The organism is Alsobacter sp. KACC 23698, from assembly GCF_045348435.1.
In the GTDB taxonomy this organism is placed as follows: Bacteria; Pseudomonadota; Alphaproteobacteria; order Rhizobiales; family Beijerinckiaceae; genus Alsobacter.
Genome location: NZ_CP157484.1, coordinates 364,503 through 383,391, shown reverse-complemented (window position 1 = coordinate 383,391; position 18,889 = coordinate 364,503). Strand labels below are relative to the sequence as shown.

16 protein-coding genes are annotated in these 18,889 nt (G+C 71.4%); 3 read left to right on the top strand and 13 right to left on the bottom strand.

Annotated features, from left to right (window positions below):
• Window positions 1–13: 13 nt before the first annotated feature.
• Window positions 14–892, top strand: coding sequence for a transporter substrate-binding domain-containing protein (locus ABEG18_RS01710; RefSeq protein ID WP_406856375.1), 879 nt, complete (start codon window positions 14–16; stop codon window positions 890–892).
• Here the strand turns inward: ABEG18_RS01710 and ABEG18_RS01705 are convergent.
• The 9 genes from ABEG18_RS01705 to ABEG18_RS01665 are packed head-to-tail and all read right to left on the bottom strand — an operon-like array spanning window position 889 to window position 10,040.
• On the bottom strand, window positions 889–1,422 hold the full coding sequence (locus tag ABEG18_RS01705; protein WP_406856374.1) for a DUF1993 family protein: 534 nt from the start codon (window positions 1,420–1,422) through the stop codon (window positions 889–891). The genes ABEG18_RS01710 and ABEG18_RS01705 overlap by 4 nt on opposite strands.
• A 7-nt stretch (window positions 1,423–1,429) precedes the next feature.
• Window positions 1,430–2,038: an SCO family protein gene (locus tag ABEG18_RS01700; protein WP_406856373.1), complete on the bottom strand. Its 609-nt coding sequence runs from the start codon at window positions 2,036–2,038 to the stop codon at window positions 1,430–1,432.
• 53 nt (window positions 2,039–2,091) lie between these two features.
• Window positions 2,092–2,361, bottom strand: coding sequence for a hypothetical protein (locus ABEG18_RS01695; RefSeq protein WP_406856372.1), 270 nt, complete (start codon window positions 2,359–2,361; stop codon window positions 2,092–2,094).
• Between the two features lie 28 nt (window positions 2,362–2,389).
• Window positions 2,390–4,132 carry an alpha/beta fold hydrolase gene (locus tag ABEG18_RS01690; RefSeq protein WP_406856371.1) on the bottom strand — a complete coding sequence of 581 codons (1,743 nt, stop codon included), beginning with the start codon at window positions 4,130–4,132 and terminating at the stop codon, window positions 2,390–2,392.
• Window positions 4,132–6,582 (bottom strand): glycosyl hydrolase 2 galactose-binding domain-containing protein, encoded by a 2,451-nt coding sequence (locus ABEG18_RS01685; protein ID WP_406856370.1) that lies wholly within the window; start codon window positions 6,580–6,582, stop codon window positions 4,132–4,134. Before ABEG18_RS01685 ends, ABEG18_RS01690 begins: the two co-directional genes overlap by 1 nt.
• Before the next feature lie 30 nt (window positions 6,583–6,612).
• On the bottom strand, window positions 6,613–7,629 hold the full coding sequence (locus ABEG18_RS01680; protein WP_406856369.1) for a DUF1839 family protein: 1,017 nt from the start codon (window positions 7,627–7,629) through the stop codon (window positions 6,613–6,615).
• Window positions 7,630–7,637: 8 nt separating this feature from the next.
• Window positions 7,638–8,546, bottom strand: coding sequence for an amino acid--[acyl-carrier-protein] ligase (locus ABEG18_RS01675; RefSeq protein WP_406856368.1), 909 nt, complete (start codon window positions 8,544–8,546; stop codon window positions 7,638–7,640).
• Between the two features lie 4 nt (window positions 8,547–8,550).
• Window positions 8,551–9,789 carry an acyl-CoA dehydrogenase family protein gene (locus ABEG18_RS01670; protein ID WP_406856367.1) on the bottom strand — a complete coding sequence of 413 codons (1,239 nt, stop codon included), beginning with the start codon at window positions 9,787–9,789 and terminating at the stop codon, window positions 8,551–8,553.
• Window positions 9,789–10,040, bottom strand: a complete 252-nt coding sequence (locus tag ABEG18_RS01665) for an acyl carrier protein (RefSeq protein WP_406858506.1) — start codon at window positions 10,038–10,040, stop codon at window positions 9,789–9,791. Before ABEG18_RS01665 ends, ABEG18_RS01670 begins: the two co-directional genes overlap by 1 nt.
• A 323-nt stretch (window positions 10,041–10,363) precedes the next feature.
• Between ABEG18_RS01665 and ABEG18_RS01660 the strand changes: the two genes are divergently transcribed.
• The gene (locus tag ABEG18_RS01660; protein WP_406856366.1) at window positions 10,364–11,296 is read left to right on the top strand and encodes a DUF2865 domain-containing protein; all 933 of its coding nucleotides are present in this window, start codon (window positions 10,364–10,366) and stop codon (window positions 11,294–11,296) included.
• On the opposite strand, the gene ABEG18_RS01655 is transcribed toward ABEG18_RS01660, so the two are convergent.
• The 3 genes from ABEG18_RS01655 to ABEG18_RS01645 form a co-directional block, all read right to left on the bottom strand.
• Window positions 11,293–13,029, bottom strand: a complete 1,737-nt coding sequence (locus ABEG18_RS01655) for an AMP-binding protein (RefSeq protein WP_406856365.1) — start codon at window positions 13,027–13,029, stop codon at window positions 11,293–11,295. The two genes, ABEG18_RS01660 and ABEG18_RS01655, sit on opposite strands and share 4 nt — an antisense overlap.
• A 136-nt stretch (window positions 13,030–13,165) precedes the next feature.
• Window positions 13,166–13,798 (bottom strand): alpha/beta hydrolase, encoded by a 633-nt coding sequence (locus ABEG18_RS01650; protein ID WP_406856364.1) that lies wholly within the window; start codon window positions 13,796–13,798, stop codon window positions 13,166–13,168.
• Window positions 13,799–13,832: 34 nt separating this feature from the next.
• Window positions 13,833–14,765 (bottom strand): ring-cleaving dioxygenase, encoded by a 933-nt coding sequence (locus ABEG18_RS01645; RefSeq protein WP_406856363.1) that lies wholly within the window; start codon window positions 14,763–14,765, stop codon window positions 13,833–13,835.
• A gap of 240 nt (window positions 14,766–15,005) precedes the next feature.
• On the opposite strand from ABEG18_RS01645, the gene ABEG18_RS01640 reads away from it, so the two are divergent.
• A complete protein-coding gene (locus ABEG18_RS01640) occupies window positions 15,006–15,665 on the top strand; it encodes a peroxiredoxin-like family protein (RefSeq protein ID WP_406856362.1) in 660 nt (219 codons plus the stop codon).
• Window positions 15,666–15,693: 28 nt separating this feature from the next.
• Here the strand turns inward: ABEG18_RS01640 and ABEG18_RS01635 are convergent, their stop codons facing one another.
• A complete protein-coding gene (locus ABEG18_RS01635; protein ID WP_406856361.1) occupies window positions 15,694–18,888 on the bottom strand; it encodes an efflux RND transporter permease subunit in 3,195 nt (1,064 codons plus the stop codon).
• Window position 18,889: the final 1 nt, after the last annotated feature.

The window sequence follows — 18,889 nt, the reverse complement described above, 5'->3', positions numbered from 1 at the left end:
TACACTGCAAAGTTTGAGGTCGGCTCGGGCGGCGGCGAGCGCGTTTGTCCGGCGGGCCGTCCCAACTCTGTTCGCCTGCGCGTGCCTTCTGTGGATCTCCGCCGCGACGTCCGGCACGGCCTGGGCGCAGGAACAGCTCTTCATTCCCCAGTTCTGGGATCCGGCGCAGAAGCCGGACAAGCCCGACCTGTCGGCGATCCGGGTGATCCGCTTCCTGACGGAGGACGATTACCCGCCGATGCACTTCCTGACAGACGACGCGCGGCTGACCGGCTTCAACGTCGACCTCGCCCGGGCCGTCTGCGAGGCGCTGAACGTCGCCTGCACGGTCCAGGCGCGACGCTGGGACACCCTGCTGGACGCCCTCAAGGAAGGGCGCGGCGACGCCGTGATCGCCTCGCTCAGGCCGACTCCGGAGCTGCGGGCGCAGTTCGGCTTCACCGCGCCCTATCTGCGCACGCCCGCCCGCTTCGTGGCCCGGGCCGGCGCCGCGATCGATCCCTCCCCGGCCGCGCTCGACGGCAAGACCGTCGCCGTGGTGGCCCGCTCGGCGCACGAGAACTACCTGCAGACCTTCTTCCCCAAGGCCGTCGCCAAGCCCTTCGACGATCTCGCCCGGGCCCGCGCCGCCCTTCAACGCGGCGAGGCGGACCTGCTCTTCGCCGACGGCCTGACCATGGCGGTCTGGCTCAATGGCGAGGAGGGCGAATGCTGCGGCTTCGTGGGCGGGCCCTACACGGAGAGCCGCTGGTTCGGCGAGGGCGTCTCGATCGCCACCCGCCGCAACGAGACCGTCCTGCGCCGCGGCATCGACTGGGCCCTGCAGCGCGTCGCCGAACGCGGGACCTACGCGGAAATCTACCTGCGCTATTTCCCGGTGGGGTTTTACTAGGCGACCACCATCGGCCTGGTGCGCAGCTCACCCTCGTAATCGCGCTTTCCGAGCGGCACGCCGCGCATGCGCAGGATGTCGTAGGCGGTCACGGCGTGAAAATGGAAGTTCGGCAGCGAAAATGAGAGGATGAGGGTCTCCGGCGTGAACCGGAGCTTTCGCGGACCGATCTGAAGGTCCAGCTCCTTGCCGGCCCAGCTGTTGACCTCGTCCGCGGTGAACGCCTCCAGCGCCGTCTGCGCCTTGTCCATCATGGCCCGCAGGTCGACGAAGGGGACCGGCCCCACTAGGGCGGGCGGGGCGAACACGCCGGTCTTCGCGGCCTCCAGCCCCCACACGGCATGGTGCCACGCGGCTTCGACCTGGAAATGGAAGGGCGCCATGTCCTCAAACAGCCGGGCGTGCACGAAATCGTCCGGATCGGAGCCGGTTTCAGCGCAATGGCGCGCCGCACGGTCGAGAAAGCCTGCGACGGCCCGCACGGTCTGCAGGAAGGTCGGTACGCTGAGGTCGTAGAGCGTCGTCGCCATCAGCTCTTCAGAAATACCGGGCGATGTCCTTGGCGGAGTCGGCCGGCGGGCGCTGGAGGTTGAAGGCGCCGACGAACTGGCCCGATTTGTCCATGAGATAGACCAGGGCCGTGTGGTCCATGGTGTAGTCGCCCTTCTCCAGCGGAACCTTGCGGGAATAGACCCGGTAGGCCTTCGTGGCGGCGTCGACGGCGGCGCGGTCGCCGGTCAGGCCGACGATGCGCTTGTCGAAGCTGGAGAGGTAGGTCTTCAGCAGTTCGGGGGTGTCGCGCTCGGGGTCGACGCTGATGAAGTAGCTGTTCAGCTGGTCGGCCTTCGAACCCAGGGCGTCATAGACCTGCGTCACGTCCTGCAGGGTGGTCGGGCACACGTCCGGGCAGTGGGTGAAGCCGAAGAAGATCAGCGAGGGCTTGCCCTTCAGGGCCGCCTCGGTCACCGGCTTGCCGTCCTGGTCGACGAGGCGGAAAGGTCCGCCCACGGCGGCGGCCGTGATTTTCGGCTGCCCCGGCGCGAGGACCACATAGGCCGCGACGCCGAGCCCGATGACGCCGAACAGGAACGCCACGAGGGGCAGCACCAGGCGGTTGGCGGAGCGCTGTTCGGCGGGTTCGGACATCACGATCTCATCTTCGGGTTGATCTCGGCAGCCGGCCGGGAGCCTGGCCGCTCTCAGAAGCACCAGGCGAGCGCCGATGAGACGGCGTCGGTGAACACCGCGTCGCCCCGCGCGACCCAGAGCAGCCCGCCGGCGGCCGCCAGCGCCAGTCCCGCCCCCGCCCACAGGCCGAGGCTCAGCCGCGACATGCGCGGCGGGACGTCCTCGGGTGACCAGTCGGCCGGGTTCGACATGCCCAGAGCCTCGCTGCGCCCGGGCGAATGCGCCGGACTTGCGTCCATATAGGCAAGATCGGCCGTCGGCGCCACCGCTTTGGGCGGCATGGGGCGCCTCCGCGCGGGGGCCGGACCGTCAGCGCGCGGCGGAGCGGCGGGCGAGCGCGTCCTCGGACCCGAGCAGGAACTCCTCGACGCAGCGCGCGAAGGCGTCACGGGCCCGCCGCGTCGTGAGGTTGTGGTCCGCCCCGGCGATGATGCGCAGGCTCAGGCCCGGGAGACGGGCGGCGTCGCGGCCGTTCGGGCCCATATGGCGGGCGAGTTCGTCGCGCCCGCCATCGTCCTCGCTATAGACGAGCAGGACGCGTGCGCCGCGGGCCGAGAGAGCTCCGAAGGCGCGTCGCACGGGGTTGCGGGCCTGCTCCAGGCTCTCGCCCCGCTTGGCGGCCTGGGCCATCCGGTTTGCGAGGCTGCGGACGCCCCGCCGGGCGAGTTCGGCCGCGATCCCGGCGGCCTTGATGTCGCCGCCGAACAGCCGGCGCCAGGTGGCGCCGTCGCCCGCGCGGCTGAGATAAAAGCTCGTGGCCCGGAAGCTGTCGCGCATGGCGGCGTCCAGCGACATGCCGTCCCGCCAGGCGAAGATCTGGTTATTGAGCATGACGACGGCGTCGATGCGGGGATCGGCCATGGCGCTGTGGAAGGCCCGGTAGGCGGCGCTGCACTGCCCGGCGACCGTGACGGATCCATAGCCCCGGGCCTTCAGCCAGTCGATCGCGGCGGCGACGTCGGCGTGGGATTGGTCGGCGTAGACGCGGCGCGGCCGGTCGTCGGAGGGCTCGGCGGCGTCGCCGAAGCCGAGCATGTCCATGCGCAGCGACGCCGCGCCGCGCGCCGCGAGCCGGCGGCAGAGGTCCACCGTCTGGCGCGCCCAGCCGACATGCGAGTTGCCGCCGGCGTTGAGGACCAGCAGGACCGGTCCGCCGGCAGGGGCGCCGGCGGGATGGTTCAGCACGCCCACCAACCCCGACGAGGGGCCGAAGGTCGCCAGCTCTTCGGTCCAGCCAGGACCTGCGAGCAGGGCCGGCGGCGCAAGCGGCGCGACGGCGGCGCCCTCGACGGCCGGCGCGGCGCCCTTGGCCAGCCACGCGGCGAGCGCGTCCCAGGCGGCCTCGGGGACGACGGAGGTCGTGGGGTCGCGCACCAGGTCGGCGCGGCCCGGGAAGGGCAGCAGGTCGGGCTCGACCCCGAGGGAGCGGAGCGCGGTCGCGAAGGCGGCGGGCTGGTCGTCGGTCATGACGGCCACGCGCGGAGCGGGAGCGGCCGGCAGCTTGCGCCAGTCGAGCCCTTTCAGCTCCTCGAGGGTGGTGCGGGCCAGGACGAACCCGGCCGTCTCGATCCCGTCCAGCGGCTCGTCGGGGACCGCAGCGCTGGTCCCGGGCGGCGCCATCAGGGCGGAGAGGGCCGCCAGCTCGCGGCCATAGGCCCGGCCGGACAAGGGCGGCGCGAGAAGCGCGATCCCGGACACGCCGCCGGACCGGGCGGCGACGTCGGCCGCCAGGAGCGCGCCCAGCCGCAGCCCCACGAGATAGACCTCGCGCACGCCGGTCCGGTCGCGCAGGGCCTGGATGGCGCCCTCGATCGAGGCGCGCCAGGCCGCGAGGCGCTCGGGGTCCTGCTCGCCGCCGAGCGAATCCGCCGCGCCGGGATAGTCGAAGCGCAAGGTCGGCAGGCCCGCCGCAGCCAGCCTGTCGGCCAGCATGCGCCAGCCGCGGCGCGCCCCGAACTCCTCGAAGCCGTGCGCGGCGCACAGGACCACGCCGCGCGTTCCGCAAGCGGGGTGGAGCCAGCCGGCGCAGGGGCCGAAGGTCAAGGGCTGCATCAGCATGTCCGGTAGGAGAAGGAGGAGGACGCGTTCACGGCCAGGACCCGGCCCGAGGGAGGCCCCTGCCCGGCCGAGCGCGGCCGCAGCCGCACGCGCTTCTCGCGTCCGGGCGCCAGGTGAAACCAGTCGTCCTCCGGGCGGTAGCCCTGGTCGACGATGTGGACGGACTGGGCCAGCCGGTCGGCGGAGAGGACGAGCGACCACCCCTCCCCGTCCTGCTCGGCGCGGGCCGCGATGGAGACCGGCAGGCGCGCCGAACCGCGGCCCAGCGGAAAATGAAAGGCCTCGGCGATGACCGCGCCCGAGGCGGCGTCGGCCAGGGCGGCGACGCAGACGTCGTGCGAGGGCGGGCCGAACCGGTAGGCGTAGCCGACGTCGAAGAAACTCCCCAGCAAGGCCGCCGAGGAGAGCGTCCGGGCCGAGCCGGGGTCCAGCGTGAGGCGCGCCTCGCCGCGCGCGACCGGGACGGCGCCGTCGCGCAGGCAGGCGAAGGACACGACGACGTCGAGCGCCCGGGGGGCGTCGTTGACGAGGTGGAGGGCGAGGCCGTTGACGCCCTCGTCGGTGAGGGACACTCGCGTCGGCCGGAAGGCGCGCCTGAGGGCCCAGTAGGCGGATTTCGGTTCGCCCGTGGAATCGATGACGCCCCAGCCGGCGCCGGGCCACAGGTCGCGCCAGAACCAGACGAGGCCGCCGCCCGTGGGCGAGCCGGGGCGGCGCCATTCGGCGAAGGTCGCCTCCATGACCTCGGCGACGACCGCGCGCGACAGGTCGGCGTAGCGCTCCGGATCCTCGCTCCGCAGCCGGGCCGGCTCGACGCCGTAGAGCAGGCCGAGATAGTGGTCCCGGACGTCCTCGAAATCCCAGCTCGCGCCGACGTCGCGCGGAGTGCGCTCCTTCCAGCGCGGGTGGTGGACGGCGGGCACGGGCAGCAGCCGCTCCAGGGTGGCGGCGTCCGGCAGGTTGGCGAAGGCGAGGCACTCGGAGGCGAAGCGCACGCCGGCGCGCCTGGCGTCCTCCAGCGGACGCCGATAGGCGCCGACGCCGTAATAGTGGGTCACGCCGGCGTCGGCGCAGAAGGGCAGATCGCCGCCCCACGGCGAATTGGCCACGTAGAGGGCGTCCGGCCGGAGCGCCGCCGCGGCGGCGGGCAGGATCTCGTGCGTGAGCGGGCCCGACCAGGCCTCCGCCGGGTAGCCCAGCATGGCGGCCTGCTGGGCGATCTCGCTGCCGCCGCAGAGCACGGCGAGGCAGGGCGAGGCCTGCGTGCGGGAGAGGAACTGGCGCGCCTCCTCGGCGACGCTCGCCGCGAAAGCCGGGTCGCCCGTCGGATAGTCCAGGTTGGCGAACATGAAGTCCTGCCAGACCAGGATGCCGAATTCGTCACAGAGCTCGTAGAAGGCGTCGGCCTCGTAGAGCGTGACGCCGCTGACGCGCAGCATCGTCACGCCCGCGTCTCGGGCCTGTTCGAGCAGGGGCCGGTAGAGATCCGCCCCGCCCTGGAGGCCGACGATGTCGGGGGGCGTCCACGAGGCGCCGCGGCAGAAGACGGGCTGGCCGTTGACGCGAAGCGCGAAGCCCCGGCCGTCCGGCCCGGCGTCCAGCTCAATGGTGCGGAAGCCGACCCGGCCGAGGCCGATCAGGCTCTCGCCGATGCGGACGCGGACGTCGTAGAGCGGCTGCGCGCCGTAGCCGTTGGGGGCCCAGCGCTCGACCTCGGCCAGACGCACCTCGCCTTCCAGGCGGCCCGGGGCGGTCCAGCGCAGCGGCGCCTCGGCTCCGGCCCCGATCAGGACGGCGGGCGGCGCGTCGGCCGCGTCCATGTCGCAGTCGAGCGTGACCACGATGCGGCCGCCGCGGCCCTCGGGGACGGCGCGAAGATCGGCGTGCAGCACCCTGACTCCATCCGCGCGCCGGAGGCGGGTGACGGGCCGCCACGGGCCGACGACGTCGACGGGCGGGCACCAGCCCGGCATGTGGCCGAGCAGCGTCGTACGCAGGCTGCGCAATCCGTCGCCGGCGATCATGGCCGAGCGCCAGCGCGGGCGCGGGCGGGTCTGGGCGACGCGCCCTGCGATGGCGCGGCAGACGACCGCGAGGACGTGCTCCCCGGCGAGGTCCACATTCACCTCGTGGGCGAGGTACATGTTGTCCGACTGCAGGATCCTGACATCGTCCAGCCAGACCTCCGCCAGTGTGGCGAGGCCCTCGAAGCGCAGGGTGTCGGGGCCGGAGCCGTTCAGCCGGGCGCGGAACCAGACGTCCTTGTCGTGCAGCCTGACGGGAGCCTCGAAGCTCCAACGTCCGGAGGCCTGAAGGGCGGCGGCCGCCGTCCCGGGCGCGGCGGCGGGGATCCAGTCGAGGTCGCGGCCGAGATGCGCGGGCGAGGCGGCCTCGCCCGGCTCCGTGACGGCGAGCTCCCAGCCGTCCAGGGGCCGGGGCGCCATGCCTGCCGCCGCGTGGATCCGGGCCATGGGTCAGGCCCCGAAGCGCCGGGCGAGGACCGGGACGCAGGCGTCCCAGGCGGCCGCGAGATCGTCGAGCGGCGCCTCGACGCCCTCGAAGCGGCGGCGCGCGACGGCGCGGGCCATGTTGAACTGCAGCGTCTTGGCGCCGACTGCGATGCGCATGGCGGCGTCGCGCGGGGCGTCGAGGCCGGCCTCGCCCTGGTCCGCGAGCCAGTCCAGATGGCTGGCCAGCAGCTCGAAATTGGCCCCGAGCTGGCGGGCGGTGTTGAAGGCGTATTTGTGGAAGAAGGCCGGATCGCGCGCGGCCACGCACTCCAGCTGGGCGCGGAAACGGCGCTTCCAGGCCAGCACCGGGTTGGACGCGGGCGCGCGGGCCAGATGCCGCCGCAGCAGGTCCACCGCCGCCGCGCGCAGGCGCGCGCCCTCCAGCGCCGGCCGGTCCGGCTTCACGAACTCCACATAGGGGAACAGCGTCGCGTCGCCGCGCTGGCCCGGCAGGCGGCCGAGGACGCCGTCGAAGTCCTCGCCCTCCAGGCGGAAATAGCCGGCGTTGTGGAAGTAGCCGATCGTCCGGCTCTCTTCGTCGAGGAGATTGACCCCGATCGTGGTCTTGGTGTGCTCCGTCCGGTACGAGACCCCGAACGTGTCGGGAAGATAGAAGCCGTCCACCTCGATCAGCACCACCCTGCCCCGGCCGAGCTGCTCGGCGACGTGGCCCTCCAGCCGGTCGAAGATGGACAGCTCCTGCAGGACGACGCCGTGAAGGGCCTCGAGGTCCTCCACGGGGATCTTGAAGAAGGTGAACTGGTCGCCTTCGAAATCCTGCGTCACCGTGAAGGCCATGGCGGCGGCGGGGTCGCGGCCCAGCGCCCCGAGGAGCTCGATCCAGAGATCGACCGAACAGTTGGTCTCCGGCCAGTTGCGCTCGGGAGCGTGCAGCGGATGGCGGCCGCCGTCGGCGACCGGGATCGCCGGGCCGACCGCGGCCGCCGCCGCATTCAGGAGCAGGTTCGCATTCGCCGCCATGACGGACCTCATCCCCAGAGCGCGGCGCGGACGGACGCCGGCCAGGTCTCGACGTCGACGCCGTGATGGCGGAACAGCGCCAGCGCGACGCGCTCCATGCCGAAGCCCACGCAGGCGGTGTGGGCGACCTCCCCGGACGCCGTCTTCAGGCCCCATACCGAGCCGAAATGGTCCTGGTGGTAGTTGAAGCTGAGGCAGGCGGTGGGATTGACGGCGCTGTTGACCGGGACGAGCAGCTCGAATTTGAGGCCCTGGTCGCGCTGGCTGTTGGCCATCATGCGGCCGGCGCGGCCGAAGAACGGATCGTTGGCCACGTCCACCTCGAAGGGCAGATCGAGGCGCCCGATCAGCTCGCGGCCTCGCTCGAGCCAAGTCTTGCGGAAGGCGATGACCTCGTCCTGCGTGCCCATGCGGACATATTCGCGCATCCGGAACATCTGCATGCGGGCGGGATCGCGCGAGGGCTCATGCCGGAAGCAGTAGGACATGAGGTCGAAGAGCCGGCCCTGCGCCGGCAGCGCGCCGCGCTTGGCCGCCATCGGGTAGAGCGGATAGCAGGCGGCCGGCGTCAGCACGACGTCGGAGATCTGCTGGTCGGCGGACCAGTCGGCTCCCGTCTCCAGGCACTGGAGCAGGTTGGAGTGTGCGCCGTCGTCGCCGCAGAAGCAGTGCACGGTGCCGGCGAGCTGCGGGAAGCTCTTCAGGTAGCCGCTGCGCTCGAAATGGGCGCGGTTCATGCCGGGCGGGAAGCGGACCACCTCGGCCCCGTCCTGGCCCCCGAAGGACGTAATCAGCGCGTCGAAGCGCGCGATGACGTCCTCGAACAGGCCGCTGCGGCCGTAGAGGCCGTCCACGCCGGTGTCGATGAGCAGGCCGGCGTCGAAGAGCTGGTCGAGCAGCGTGACTTGAGCGTCCATTGGATTACCCCGCGAAATTGGTTTCGAGACGGGACACCAGCAGCATCGTGGCGGTGGAGCCCAGGATCCGGTCGTTGCTGATCATCAGCGGCGCGGAAAGCGCGTCCCTGAGGAAGCGGCCCACGCTGAACGGCGTGTCGTTCTTGTAGCCGTGGATTCCGCACACCTGCAGGGCGGTCTGGCAGACCTCCACGGCGGTGCGCGAACACACGAGCTTGACGTTGTTGATCGCCACCGCGAACCCCATCGAGGAGAGCTCGTCGGCCTCGTGGCGGGCGGCCTCGTAACGCCGCAGGGCGGAGCCGATGGTCGCCTGCATGGCCTGCAGCTTGCCGGCCGCTTCGGCCAGGTGCACGGCGCAGGGGGGCGTCATGTCCGGCCTGCGCCGCGCCTCGGAGCGGACGTAGGACTGCGCCCGCGACAGCGCCGCGGCGGCCACGCCCTGCCAGACGCTGCCCCAAAGCAGGTGCGAGTGCACCAGCATGGACTGGGCGGCGATCTCCGCGAAGGGCTTGGGGATGACCTGCTCGATGGCGGCGTTCGCCTCGAGCCTGAACCCGTCCGAGCAGGTGCCGCGCATCCCGAGCGTGTTCCAGCCGCCCGTCTTGCGCAGCGTGTACTGGTCTGCGGTCAGGACCGCCATGACCTGGTCGGAGGACGGCGCGTCCGGGTTGCGGCGGGCGGTGGCCATGATGGCGTCGGCCTGCAGCGCATAGGAGATGACGCTGGCGTCCTTGGCGAGGCGGAACAACCCGCCGTCCTGCTCGATGGCGCAGATGGAGTTGCGCAGGTCTCCGCCGATCCCGGCCTCGGTGGTGGCCGAGGCGATCAGCAGCTGCTCGGTCGCGACGCGGCGCATGAAGGAGCGGTGCCAAGGGCTGTCCATGCCGTGCGAGATCAGGCTGGAGACCTTGATCTGGTGCATGGCGTAGACCATCGCGGCGGCCGAGCAGCCGAGGGCGATCTGGCCGCAGACGGAGGCCACGTCCGCCAGGGTGGCGCCGCCGCCGCCGAATTCGGCCGGGATCATCAGGCCGAGCAGGCCCTCGGCCTTCATGGCGTCGACGGCCTCGGCCGGGAAGCGGGCCTCGGCGTCGACCGCGTCGGCGTGGCGGGCCGCGACGTCGGCGACCCGGCGCGCGCGGCGCAGGACGGCGAGCTGGCGGTCGGCCTCGGCCTGCGCGGGATGGAGATGGTCTTCGGCGGCTGCGATGCGCAGGGCCGACGCGTTCTCGTACGACATCAGGCCGCCTCCCTCTGGGCGAGCAGCTCGCCGACCACCTGGCCGATGGCGTCGATGCTCGCGAAGGAGCGGCGGTTCAGGTAGCGATCGGGGAACTCGACCCCGAACCGGTCCTCGATGGCCAGCATCAGCTGCACCGACGCGAAAGACGTCAGCCCCGCCTGATAAAGGTCCGCATCGTCGGCCAGCGTCTCGACCGCGACCGGCAGCCGGCCGGTCTCCGCGATGATCTCCACGATGGTGTTCCGGATCGCCTCGCTCATGTGTCGCCCTTTCTCACGTGATCTGTCGAAGGCGGGGACCGAAACGGGGATTTCATCCGAAAGCTTGGTGAAGATCCGCAGGTGTTTCGTTCTCTGCCGTCCGTGTTGCGCCTGTTCGGTTTCGAGACCTTTCGGCCTCCGTTTCGTGCCGTCCGGGGACACCTAAGCGGCGACGCCGGACTGCACTCGCGTGCCGTTGCTGTCATTGCAACTTTCGCGCGCAAACAGGGTGTCGGGGCCGTTAGGGTTAAGGAGGAGTAAAGGCTGAGATGCGGTTCGGGCTGTGGCATGCGGGAAGGACAGGAGCTCCCGTGACACAGTCCCTCACGCTCATCGGCGCCATCCGGAGAACCGCCTGCGCGGCGCTGCTCGCCGTCGCGGCGGCAGGCTCGCCCGCACAGGCGGCCGGGCTGTTCGACCTTTTGTTCGGCGACAGGTCCCCTCCCCGTCCGCCGACCTATGACCGCGTCGCGCCGCCGCCGCCGATCCTGTTTTCGCCGACCCCGCGCGGCTCCCGCCCGCTCGGCGGATCGGGCGGCCTGTCCCGCGTGGACGCGCCGACCCGCCATGGCGCGGCGCGCGTGGTGACCATCGGGACGGGCGGGCAGGCCTACTGCGTGCGCGAATGCGACGGCTACTACTTTCCCCTGCCGGCGGGCGGGGGGCGGGCCGCCGAGACGGAGCTTTGCTCCATGGCGTGCCCGGGCGCGCAGGTGGAGGTGTTCCGCAGCCGCGGCGGCGGGATCGACGCCGCCGTCAGCGGCAGCGGGCAGAGCTATTCGGAGACCGCCAGGGCGTTCGCCTATCGCAAGGCCAGCATCCCGGCCTGCGGTTGCCGCAAGCCCTCCTCCTATGCGGAATGGGCGGCGAGGCTGCTGCTCGATCCGACCCTGCGGGCCGGCGACCTGATCGTGCACGAGACCGGGGCGAGCGTGGTCGCCAGCACGGCGCGGCCCGGGACGCCGCTGAAGACGTCGCAGCTGCGCGACATCGCCGCCCCGGGCGCCGTGCCGCGCACCACCCTGGCGCAGGCCGACCGGATGCTGGGCTTCACCTTCCACCAGGAGCTGGCGCGCGCGGCCGGCGCGATCCAGGTGGCGAGCCGGTCGGGGGCGGACGTGGCCAACGCCAACGCGATCGTGGTGACGCCGGCGCGATCCTCCGTCTTCGCCAAGAGCTCCGCGCCGGCCGGGGCCGAGGCCTTTCGGCCGCGGGTCGTGCTGGGCTCGCCGACCCGCCCCTAGGCGGCGTCGGACTCAGGCGGGGGCGGCTCGTCGCGCAAGGCGCGGCGCAGGACCTTGCCGACATTCGTCTTCGGCAGCTGGCTGGCGAACTCGATCCGCCGGGGGACCTTGTAGCCGGTGAGGTTTTCCTTGCAGTAGGCCTTGAGCGCCTCCGCGCTGAGGCTGCGGTCCTTGCGGACCACATAGGCCACCACGGCCTCGCCGGAATGCGCGTCCGGCATGCCGACTACGGCCGCCTCCAGGACGCCCGGATGCGAGACGAGGACGTCCTCGACCTCGTTCGGATAGACGTTGAAGCCCGACACCAGGACCATGTCCTTGATGCGGTCCACGATCCTGACCTGGCCGTCGGGCTGCAGGACGGCGATGTCGCCGGACCGGAAGAAGCCGTCCGGCGTGGTGACGCGCGCGGTCTCGTCCGGGCGGTTCCAGTAGCCGGCCATCACCTGCGGGCCCTTGATGCAGAGCTCGCCCGGCGTCCCGGCCGGCAGGACCTCGTTGTCGGGGCCGCGGATGGAGATCTCGGTCGACGGCAGCGGGTAGCCGATGGTGCCGGAGAACTCCTCCAGATTCAGCGGATTGGCGCAGGCCACCGGCGAGGTCTCGGACAGGCCGTAGCCTTCCACGATCGCCTTGCCGGTGAGCGCCTTCCAGGCCGCCGCGACCGCCTGCTGGGTGGCCATGCCGCCCGAGGCCGAAAAGGCGACGCGCGAGAAGTCGACCTTGTCGATGCCCGGCGCGTTGATCAGGGCGTTGTAGAGCGTGTTGACCAGCACCATGCAGGTGAAGGGCCGCGTCCTCAGCGTCTTCACCAGGCCGGCGATGTCGCGCGGGTTGGTGATCAGCAGCTGGCACCCGCCGATGCGCGTCATGAACATGCAGCAGGCCGTGAGTGCGAACACGTGGTAGAGCGGCAGCGCCGTGAGCATCACCTGGTCGGCGCCCGACATGAACGGGCGCATCCACGCCTCGCACTGCATCACATTGGCGGACACGTTGCGGTGCAGCAGCGTCGCGCCCTTGGCGACGCCCGTCGTCCCGCCCGTATATTGCAGGAAGGCGACGTCGCCTGGCTCGATCGGGACGGTCTGGAAGGGACGTCGTCCGCCCTCCTCGACCAGCGTCGAGAACGCGACCATGCCGGGCAGACTGAACGGCGCCACGGATTTCTTCACGTAGCGGGAGACGAGGTCGACGATCTTGCCCTTGAGGCCCAGCAGATCGCCGGGGCGCGCCACCACGACGGCGTCGAGCGTCACGGAGGGCAGCGCCTGCTCGACCGTGTGGGCGAAGTTCTCCAGCACCACCAGCATCCGGGCGCCGGAGTCGTTCAACTGGTGGCTGAGTTCGCGGGCCGTGTAGAGGGGATTGACGTTGACGACCACGCCGCCGGCGAGCAGGACGCCGTAGATCGAGGCCGGATAGGCCGCCACGTTCGGCATCATGAGGGCGACCCGGTCACCCTTGCGCAGCCCCCGCGCCTGCAGCCAGGAGGCCACGGCGGTCGCGGCCGCGCCGAGTTCGGCGTAGGTCAGCCGCTTGCCGAAGCTTTCCAGCGCGGGCCGGCCGGCGTGCCGGGCGACGCTGTCGCGGAACATGTCGGCGAGCGAGCCGGCCTTGTCGACGTCGATCGTGGCCGGGACGTTGGGCGGATAATGCGCCTGCCAGGGAAAGTCCGGCGCCGGCGCCTCGGTGACTGCAGCGCTCGTCAAACCAGTGTGGGACGCCGACATCCGCTCCTCCCCGCGCAGCCTCACGCCCGGACTTCGCCGCCGGGTTGGTTCATATATAAACCACCTCTCGCCGCAAGCGATAGTGGCCTGCGGCGAGCTTATGCGAGACGCGGGGTTTTCGCGACAGGGCTTGCGTTCAGGCGTCCTGGAGCCAGCCGGCCACCGCGGCGACGTCATCCTGGGTGAGGCCGTGGCCGGCCCTGAGGGTGCGATGGTCGACCGCGGCGCCGGCTCGCTGGAGCGCCGCGCCGAGGCCCGCCGCAGAGGCGGCCGGAACGATCGGGTCCGACGCGCCCGACAGGAGCAGCGCGCGCCTGCCCCGCAGGTCGGGCGCGGGCGGATCCGACAGCACCGTCATGGCGCGCAGCAACGCCGCCCCGGCGAGGACGTCAGGGTGAAGCAGCATCAGGGCGGCCGCGATGTTGGCCCCGTTGGAGAACCCCACCGCGATCGGGACGGCGAGCCCGTAGGCTTCGCGCGCCTCCGCCACGAAGGCGGCGAGCTCCGCCGCGCGGGCCCGGACGTCGGCCTCGTCGAACACGCCCTCGGCGAAGCGCCGGAAGAAGCGCGGCATGCCTCCTTCCAGCACCTTGCCGCGGGGCGAGAGCAGCGCCGATCCGGGGGAGACGGCCCGCCCGAGCGGGATCAGGTCGTTCTCGTCGCCACCCGTTCCATGCAGCAGCAGGAGCGGCGGCCGGGTCGGGTCCGAGCCGGGCGTGAAACGGTGCGTGAAGGACAGGGACGCCTGCGGGGCGGATGCGCTGGTCATGGTGAATCTCCCATCGGGGGCGGCCGGGGCCGCGTCAGTCGAGCCGGGGCAAGGCGGCCGCGATGGCGTCGCGCCGGGGCTCCAGGAAAGCGGGCAGCTTGAGGGCGTCGCCGAGCGTCGCCACGGGCTCGTCGACGGCGAAACCGGGGATATCGGTCGCGATCTCGAAGAGGACGCGCCCCGGCTCGCGGAAATAGACGGACCGGAAGTAGTTTCGGTCCTTCTGCTCGGTGGCGCGGATCCCGTGGTTCTCGGCGAGCCTGCGGACCATCTCGGCCTCCGCCGCGTCGTCCGCCGCCCGGAACGCCACGTGGTGGACCGAACCCGCCCCCGGGCGGGGCGGCAGGAACCCGCCCGCGGCGCGCAGGTCGACGACGCCGCCCATGGCGGTTCCGGCCGCCCTGTAGCGCACGAGCGAATCCTCGCGGCCCTCCTCGCGGAAACCGAGCACGTCGCTGAGGATCGCCCCCGTGGCGGCGACGTCGTCGAGCAGCAGGCTGACGCTGTGGAAGCCGCGGATGGCGGCCTCGGCGGGGACGCCGCCGCCGGCCCATGCGGGCTCGAGCTCGGCCCCGGCGACGCCGACCAGAGCGAGCCGCATGCCGTCCGGATCGCGGAAGGCCAGCACGGTCTCGCCGAAGCGCCTGACCGGCGCGTCATGGGCGACGCCGCGCTCGACGAAGCGGTGCATCCAGAAGCCGAGCGCACCGGCCGGGATGCGGAACACGGTCTCCTGCGTCTCGCCCACGCCGAGCCGGCCGGGGGCGGCGTGCTCCCAGGGGAAGAAGGTCAGGATCGCGCCGGGGCTGCCGGTCTCGTCGCCATAGTAGAAGTGATATGTGCCGGAATCGTCGAAATTGACGGTCTTCTTGACGAGCCGAAGGCCGAGCGTATCGCGATAGAAGGACAGGTTGCGCCGCGCCGGTCCGGCGATGGCGGTGACGTGATGGATGCCGTTGGCGCTCATGTCGGGTTCTCCCTGCGGGGGGTTCGTCCCGCCCCGCACAGATAGGCGTGAGCACGGCTGATGTCCGTTGCAAAACCGCAAGCGATCCGCTGCGATCCGGATCGATCCGGGCTGCGTAGCGCAGGCCAGGCCTGGCGCAGGCGGCTTCCCGCCGCATGCAGCGATGCACTATGCTGGGCGGAGCCGCCGCTCGCCGGGCCGACCCACCGGCGGCGCCGCAGACGGGTCGAGGACGACGCCATGTCATTCCACGAGAAGCTCGAGCACCTCGGCAGGCGCTTTCGCGAGCGGCTGGGCCCGCACCTCGCGGAGGCCTTCGCGCTCGACATGGACGCGCTGGACGGCGTGCGCAAGCGGGCCTTGCGGGAGGGCGAGACCTTTCCGGGCGCCCGCCTGGCCGACCAGGACGGCCGGGTCGTGGACCTGCACCAAGTCTACCAGCAGGGGCCCGTGCTGTTGACCTTCTATCGCGGCGGCTGGTGTCCGTTCTGCCGGCTGGCGCTGGGCGAATTCGAGGCCGCCGCGCAGGACGCCGCGCCAGCGGGCGTGCAGGCCTTCGCGGTGTCGCCCGAGCAGCCCCGCTTCGCGCAGGACACGATGGCCGAAAACGGCCTGAGCTTCGGCATCCTGTATGACGAGGGCGGCCGCCTGGCCGACGCGGCCGGGGTCCGGGTCGCCGTGCCGCCGGACCGCCGCGCCATCCTGACGCCGTCGGACACGCCCCTGCCGGAGCGCAACGGGGACGAGAGCTGGACCCTGCCGCTGCCGGCGACCTATGTGATCGAGCGGGGCGGCCGCATCGCCTTCGCGCATATCGACCCCGATTTCCGACGCCGCCTGAGCCGCGACGAGATCAAGGCCGCCCTGGCGCGCAGCCTCGCCCAGCCGGCCGCAGGCTGAGCCGGGGGTCCGTTCGTTCCCGCACCGGTCACTCGGCCGGACGGGCCTGCGGGGCGGCCGGCGGCGCGAGCGTCTCGCCGCCGCCGCGGCGCCGGGCGCGCCACAGCACGAGGGCGCGCAGCGCCACGTAGAAGACCGGGGTGAGGACGAGGCCGAACGCGGTCACGCCGAGCATGCCGAAGAAGACCGCCGTGCCGAGCGCCTGGCGCATCTCCGCGCCGGGGCCTGTCGCGATCATCAGCGGCACGACGCCGAAGATGAACGCAAAGGCGGTCATCAAGATGGGGCGCAGGCGCAGCTTGCAGGCCTGCACGACGGCGGCGACCGGATCCAGGCCTTCGTGGGCCTCCGCCTCGCGGGCGAACTCGACGATCAGGATGGCGTTCTTGGCCGCCAGCCCGACCAGCACCACGAGACCGATCTGGGTCAGGATGTTGTTGTCCATGCCGCGCAGCATGACGCCCAGGAGGGCCGACAGCACCGCCATCGGGACGATCAGGATGATCGCCAGCGGCAGGCTCCAGCTCTCGTACTGGGCGGCCAGCACGAGGAACACGATCAGCACCGACAGCGCGAAGATGAAGATCGCGGTGTCGCCGGTGGCGCGCTCCTGGTAGGCGAGCTCCGTCCACTCGAAGCTGGCGCCCGGCGGCAGCACCGAGGCGGCGATGCGCTCCATGGAGTCGAGGGCCTGCCCCGACGAGACGCCGGGCGCCGCGTTGCCCTGCAGCGGCACGGCCGGGTACATGTTGTAGCGCTGGATCAGCTCGGGGCCGGACGAATCCTTCAGCTCCACCAGCGTGCCCAGGGGCACGAGCGCGCCCGTGGCGGAACGCACGCGCAGCCGCGCGATCTGGTCCGGCTCGATGCGGTAGCGCTGGTCGGCCTGGGCGCGGACCTGGTAGACGCGCCCGAAGGCGTTGAAGTCGTTCACATAGGCCGTGCCGAGATTGATCTGCAGCGTCTCGAAGATGTTGGCGATCGGCACGTTCAGCATCTGCGCCTTGACGCGGTCGATCTCCAGATAGATGTGCGGAGCGCCCGCCGTGAAGGTGGTGAACACGCCCGTCAGCGTCTTGTCCTGCCTGGCCTGCCCCATGATGGCATAGGCTGCGGCGAGCGCGCGCTTCACGTCGGCGCCCTGGCGCTCCTGCACCATCATCTTGAAACCGCCCGAGTTGCCCAGGCCCCGCACCGGCGGCGGCGGGATGGCGATGATGAAGGCTTCGTCGATGGCTTGCAGCCGCCCGAAGAGCTCGCGGATGATGGCGTCGGCGCTGCGCCCGGTCTTCAGGCGCTCCTCGAAAGGCTTGAACGACACGAAGATCGCGGCGGCGTTGGAGGCGTTGGTGAAGGTGGCGCCGGAGAAGCCCGCGAAGGCGACGGCGTTGAAGGCGCCCGGGACCTCGCGGGCGATCTCGCTGGCGCGCTGGACGACCCGGTCGGTCCGCCCCAGGGCGGCCCCGTCCGGGAGCTGGATCACCACGATGGCGTAGCCCTGGTCCAGCGTCGGGATGAAGCCGCGCGGCACCCTGTCGGCCACCCAGAGCGTCCCCAGCAACAGCCCGGCGTAGATCGGCAGCACGATCGCCTTGCGGCGGACGATCACGCCGACCCCCGCGGCGTAGCCCTCCGACATGCGGTCGAAGCCGCGGTTGAACGCGCCGGCGGCGCGCGCCCCGGCGCGGCCGAGAGCGGTCCGCGGCGGCTCGTGCGCATGGGGCTTGAGGATCAGCGCCGCGATGGCGGGCGACAGAGTGAGGGACACGAAGGCTGAGATCAGCGTCGACACCGCGATGGTGAGCGCGAACTGCCGGTAGAACTGGCCCGAGATGCCGGGGATAAAGGCGGTGGGGACGAACACCGCCGCCAGCACGAGCGCGATGGCCAGCACCGCGGTCCCGACCTCGTCCATCGTGGCGTGGGCGGCGTCGCGGGGCGTCATGCCGAGCGAGATGTTGCGCTCGACGTTCTCCACCACCACGATCGCGTCGTCGACCACGATGCCGATGGCTAGAACGAGCCCGAACAGCGTGAGGGTGTTGAGCGAGAAGCCCAGCGCCGACATGGCCGCGCAGGCGCCCACGAGCGAGATCGGGATGGCGACGATCGGGATCAGGGCGGTGCGCCAGCTCTGCAGGAACACCAGGATGACGATGACGACCAGCGCCACGGCCTCAAACAGCGTGTGGTACACGGCGTTGACCGACTCGGCGATGAACTCGGTGGGATTGTAGACGACCGTGTAGTCGATGCCGGGCGGGAAGTCCTTCTTCAGCTTCTGCATGGTCGACAGGATCGACGCGGAGGCCTCCAGCGCGTTGGTGCCGGGACGCTGGAAGATCGCCAGCGCCACCGCGGGCTTCCCGTTCAGGTAGGAATTGGTGAAGTAGTCCTGCGCGCCCAGCTCGACCCGGGCGACGTCCGAGACGCGCACCAGCCTGCCGTCGGTGGTGTTGCGCACGATGATCTGGCGGAACTGGCGGACATTGTCGAAGCGGCCCTGGGTGGTGACGGCGAGCTGGAAGGCGGTGTCCTGGGGCGCCGGCTCCTGGCCGAGCGAGCCGCCCGAGACCTGGACGTTCTGCGCCTGGATGGCCCGCACCACGTCGCCCGACGTCAGCCCGAAGGCGGCCAGCTTGTCCGGATCGAGCCAGACCCGCAGGCTGTATTGGCGCTCGCCGAAAATCGTCAGGTCGCCGACGCCGTCGAGGCGCAAGAGCTCGTCGCGGACGTTGTTGCGCGCGTAGTTGGAGACGTAGAGCTGGTCGTAGCGGTCGTCGGGCGACAGCATGTGCACGACCATCATGAGGTCCGGCGAGGACTTCAGCGTGGTCACGCCCAGGCGCTTCACCTCCTCGGGCAGGCGCGGATTGGCGATGGCGACGCGGTTCTGAACCAGCACCTGCGCCTTGTCGAGGTCGGAGCCCAGCTTGAACGTGATGGTCAGCGACAGATTGCCGTCGCCGGTGGAGTAGGAGGACATGTAGAGCATGTCCTCGACGCCGTTGATCTGCTGCTCCAGCGGCGTGGCGACCGTGGCCGCCACCGTGGCGGCGTCCGCGCCCGGATAGCTCGCCCGCACCACGATGGTGGGCGGCGCGATCTCCGGATACTGGGCGACGGGCAGCCTCACATAGGAGATGCCGCCCACCAGCATGATCACGATGGACAGCACCGCGGCGAAGATGGGCCGATCGACGAAGAAATGAGCGAACCGCATG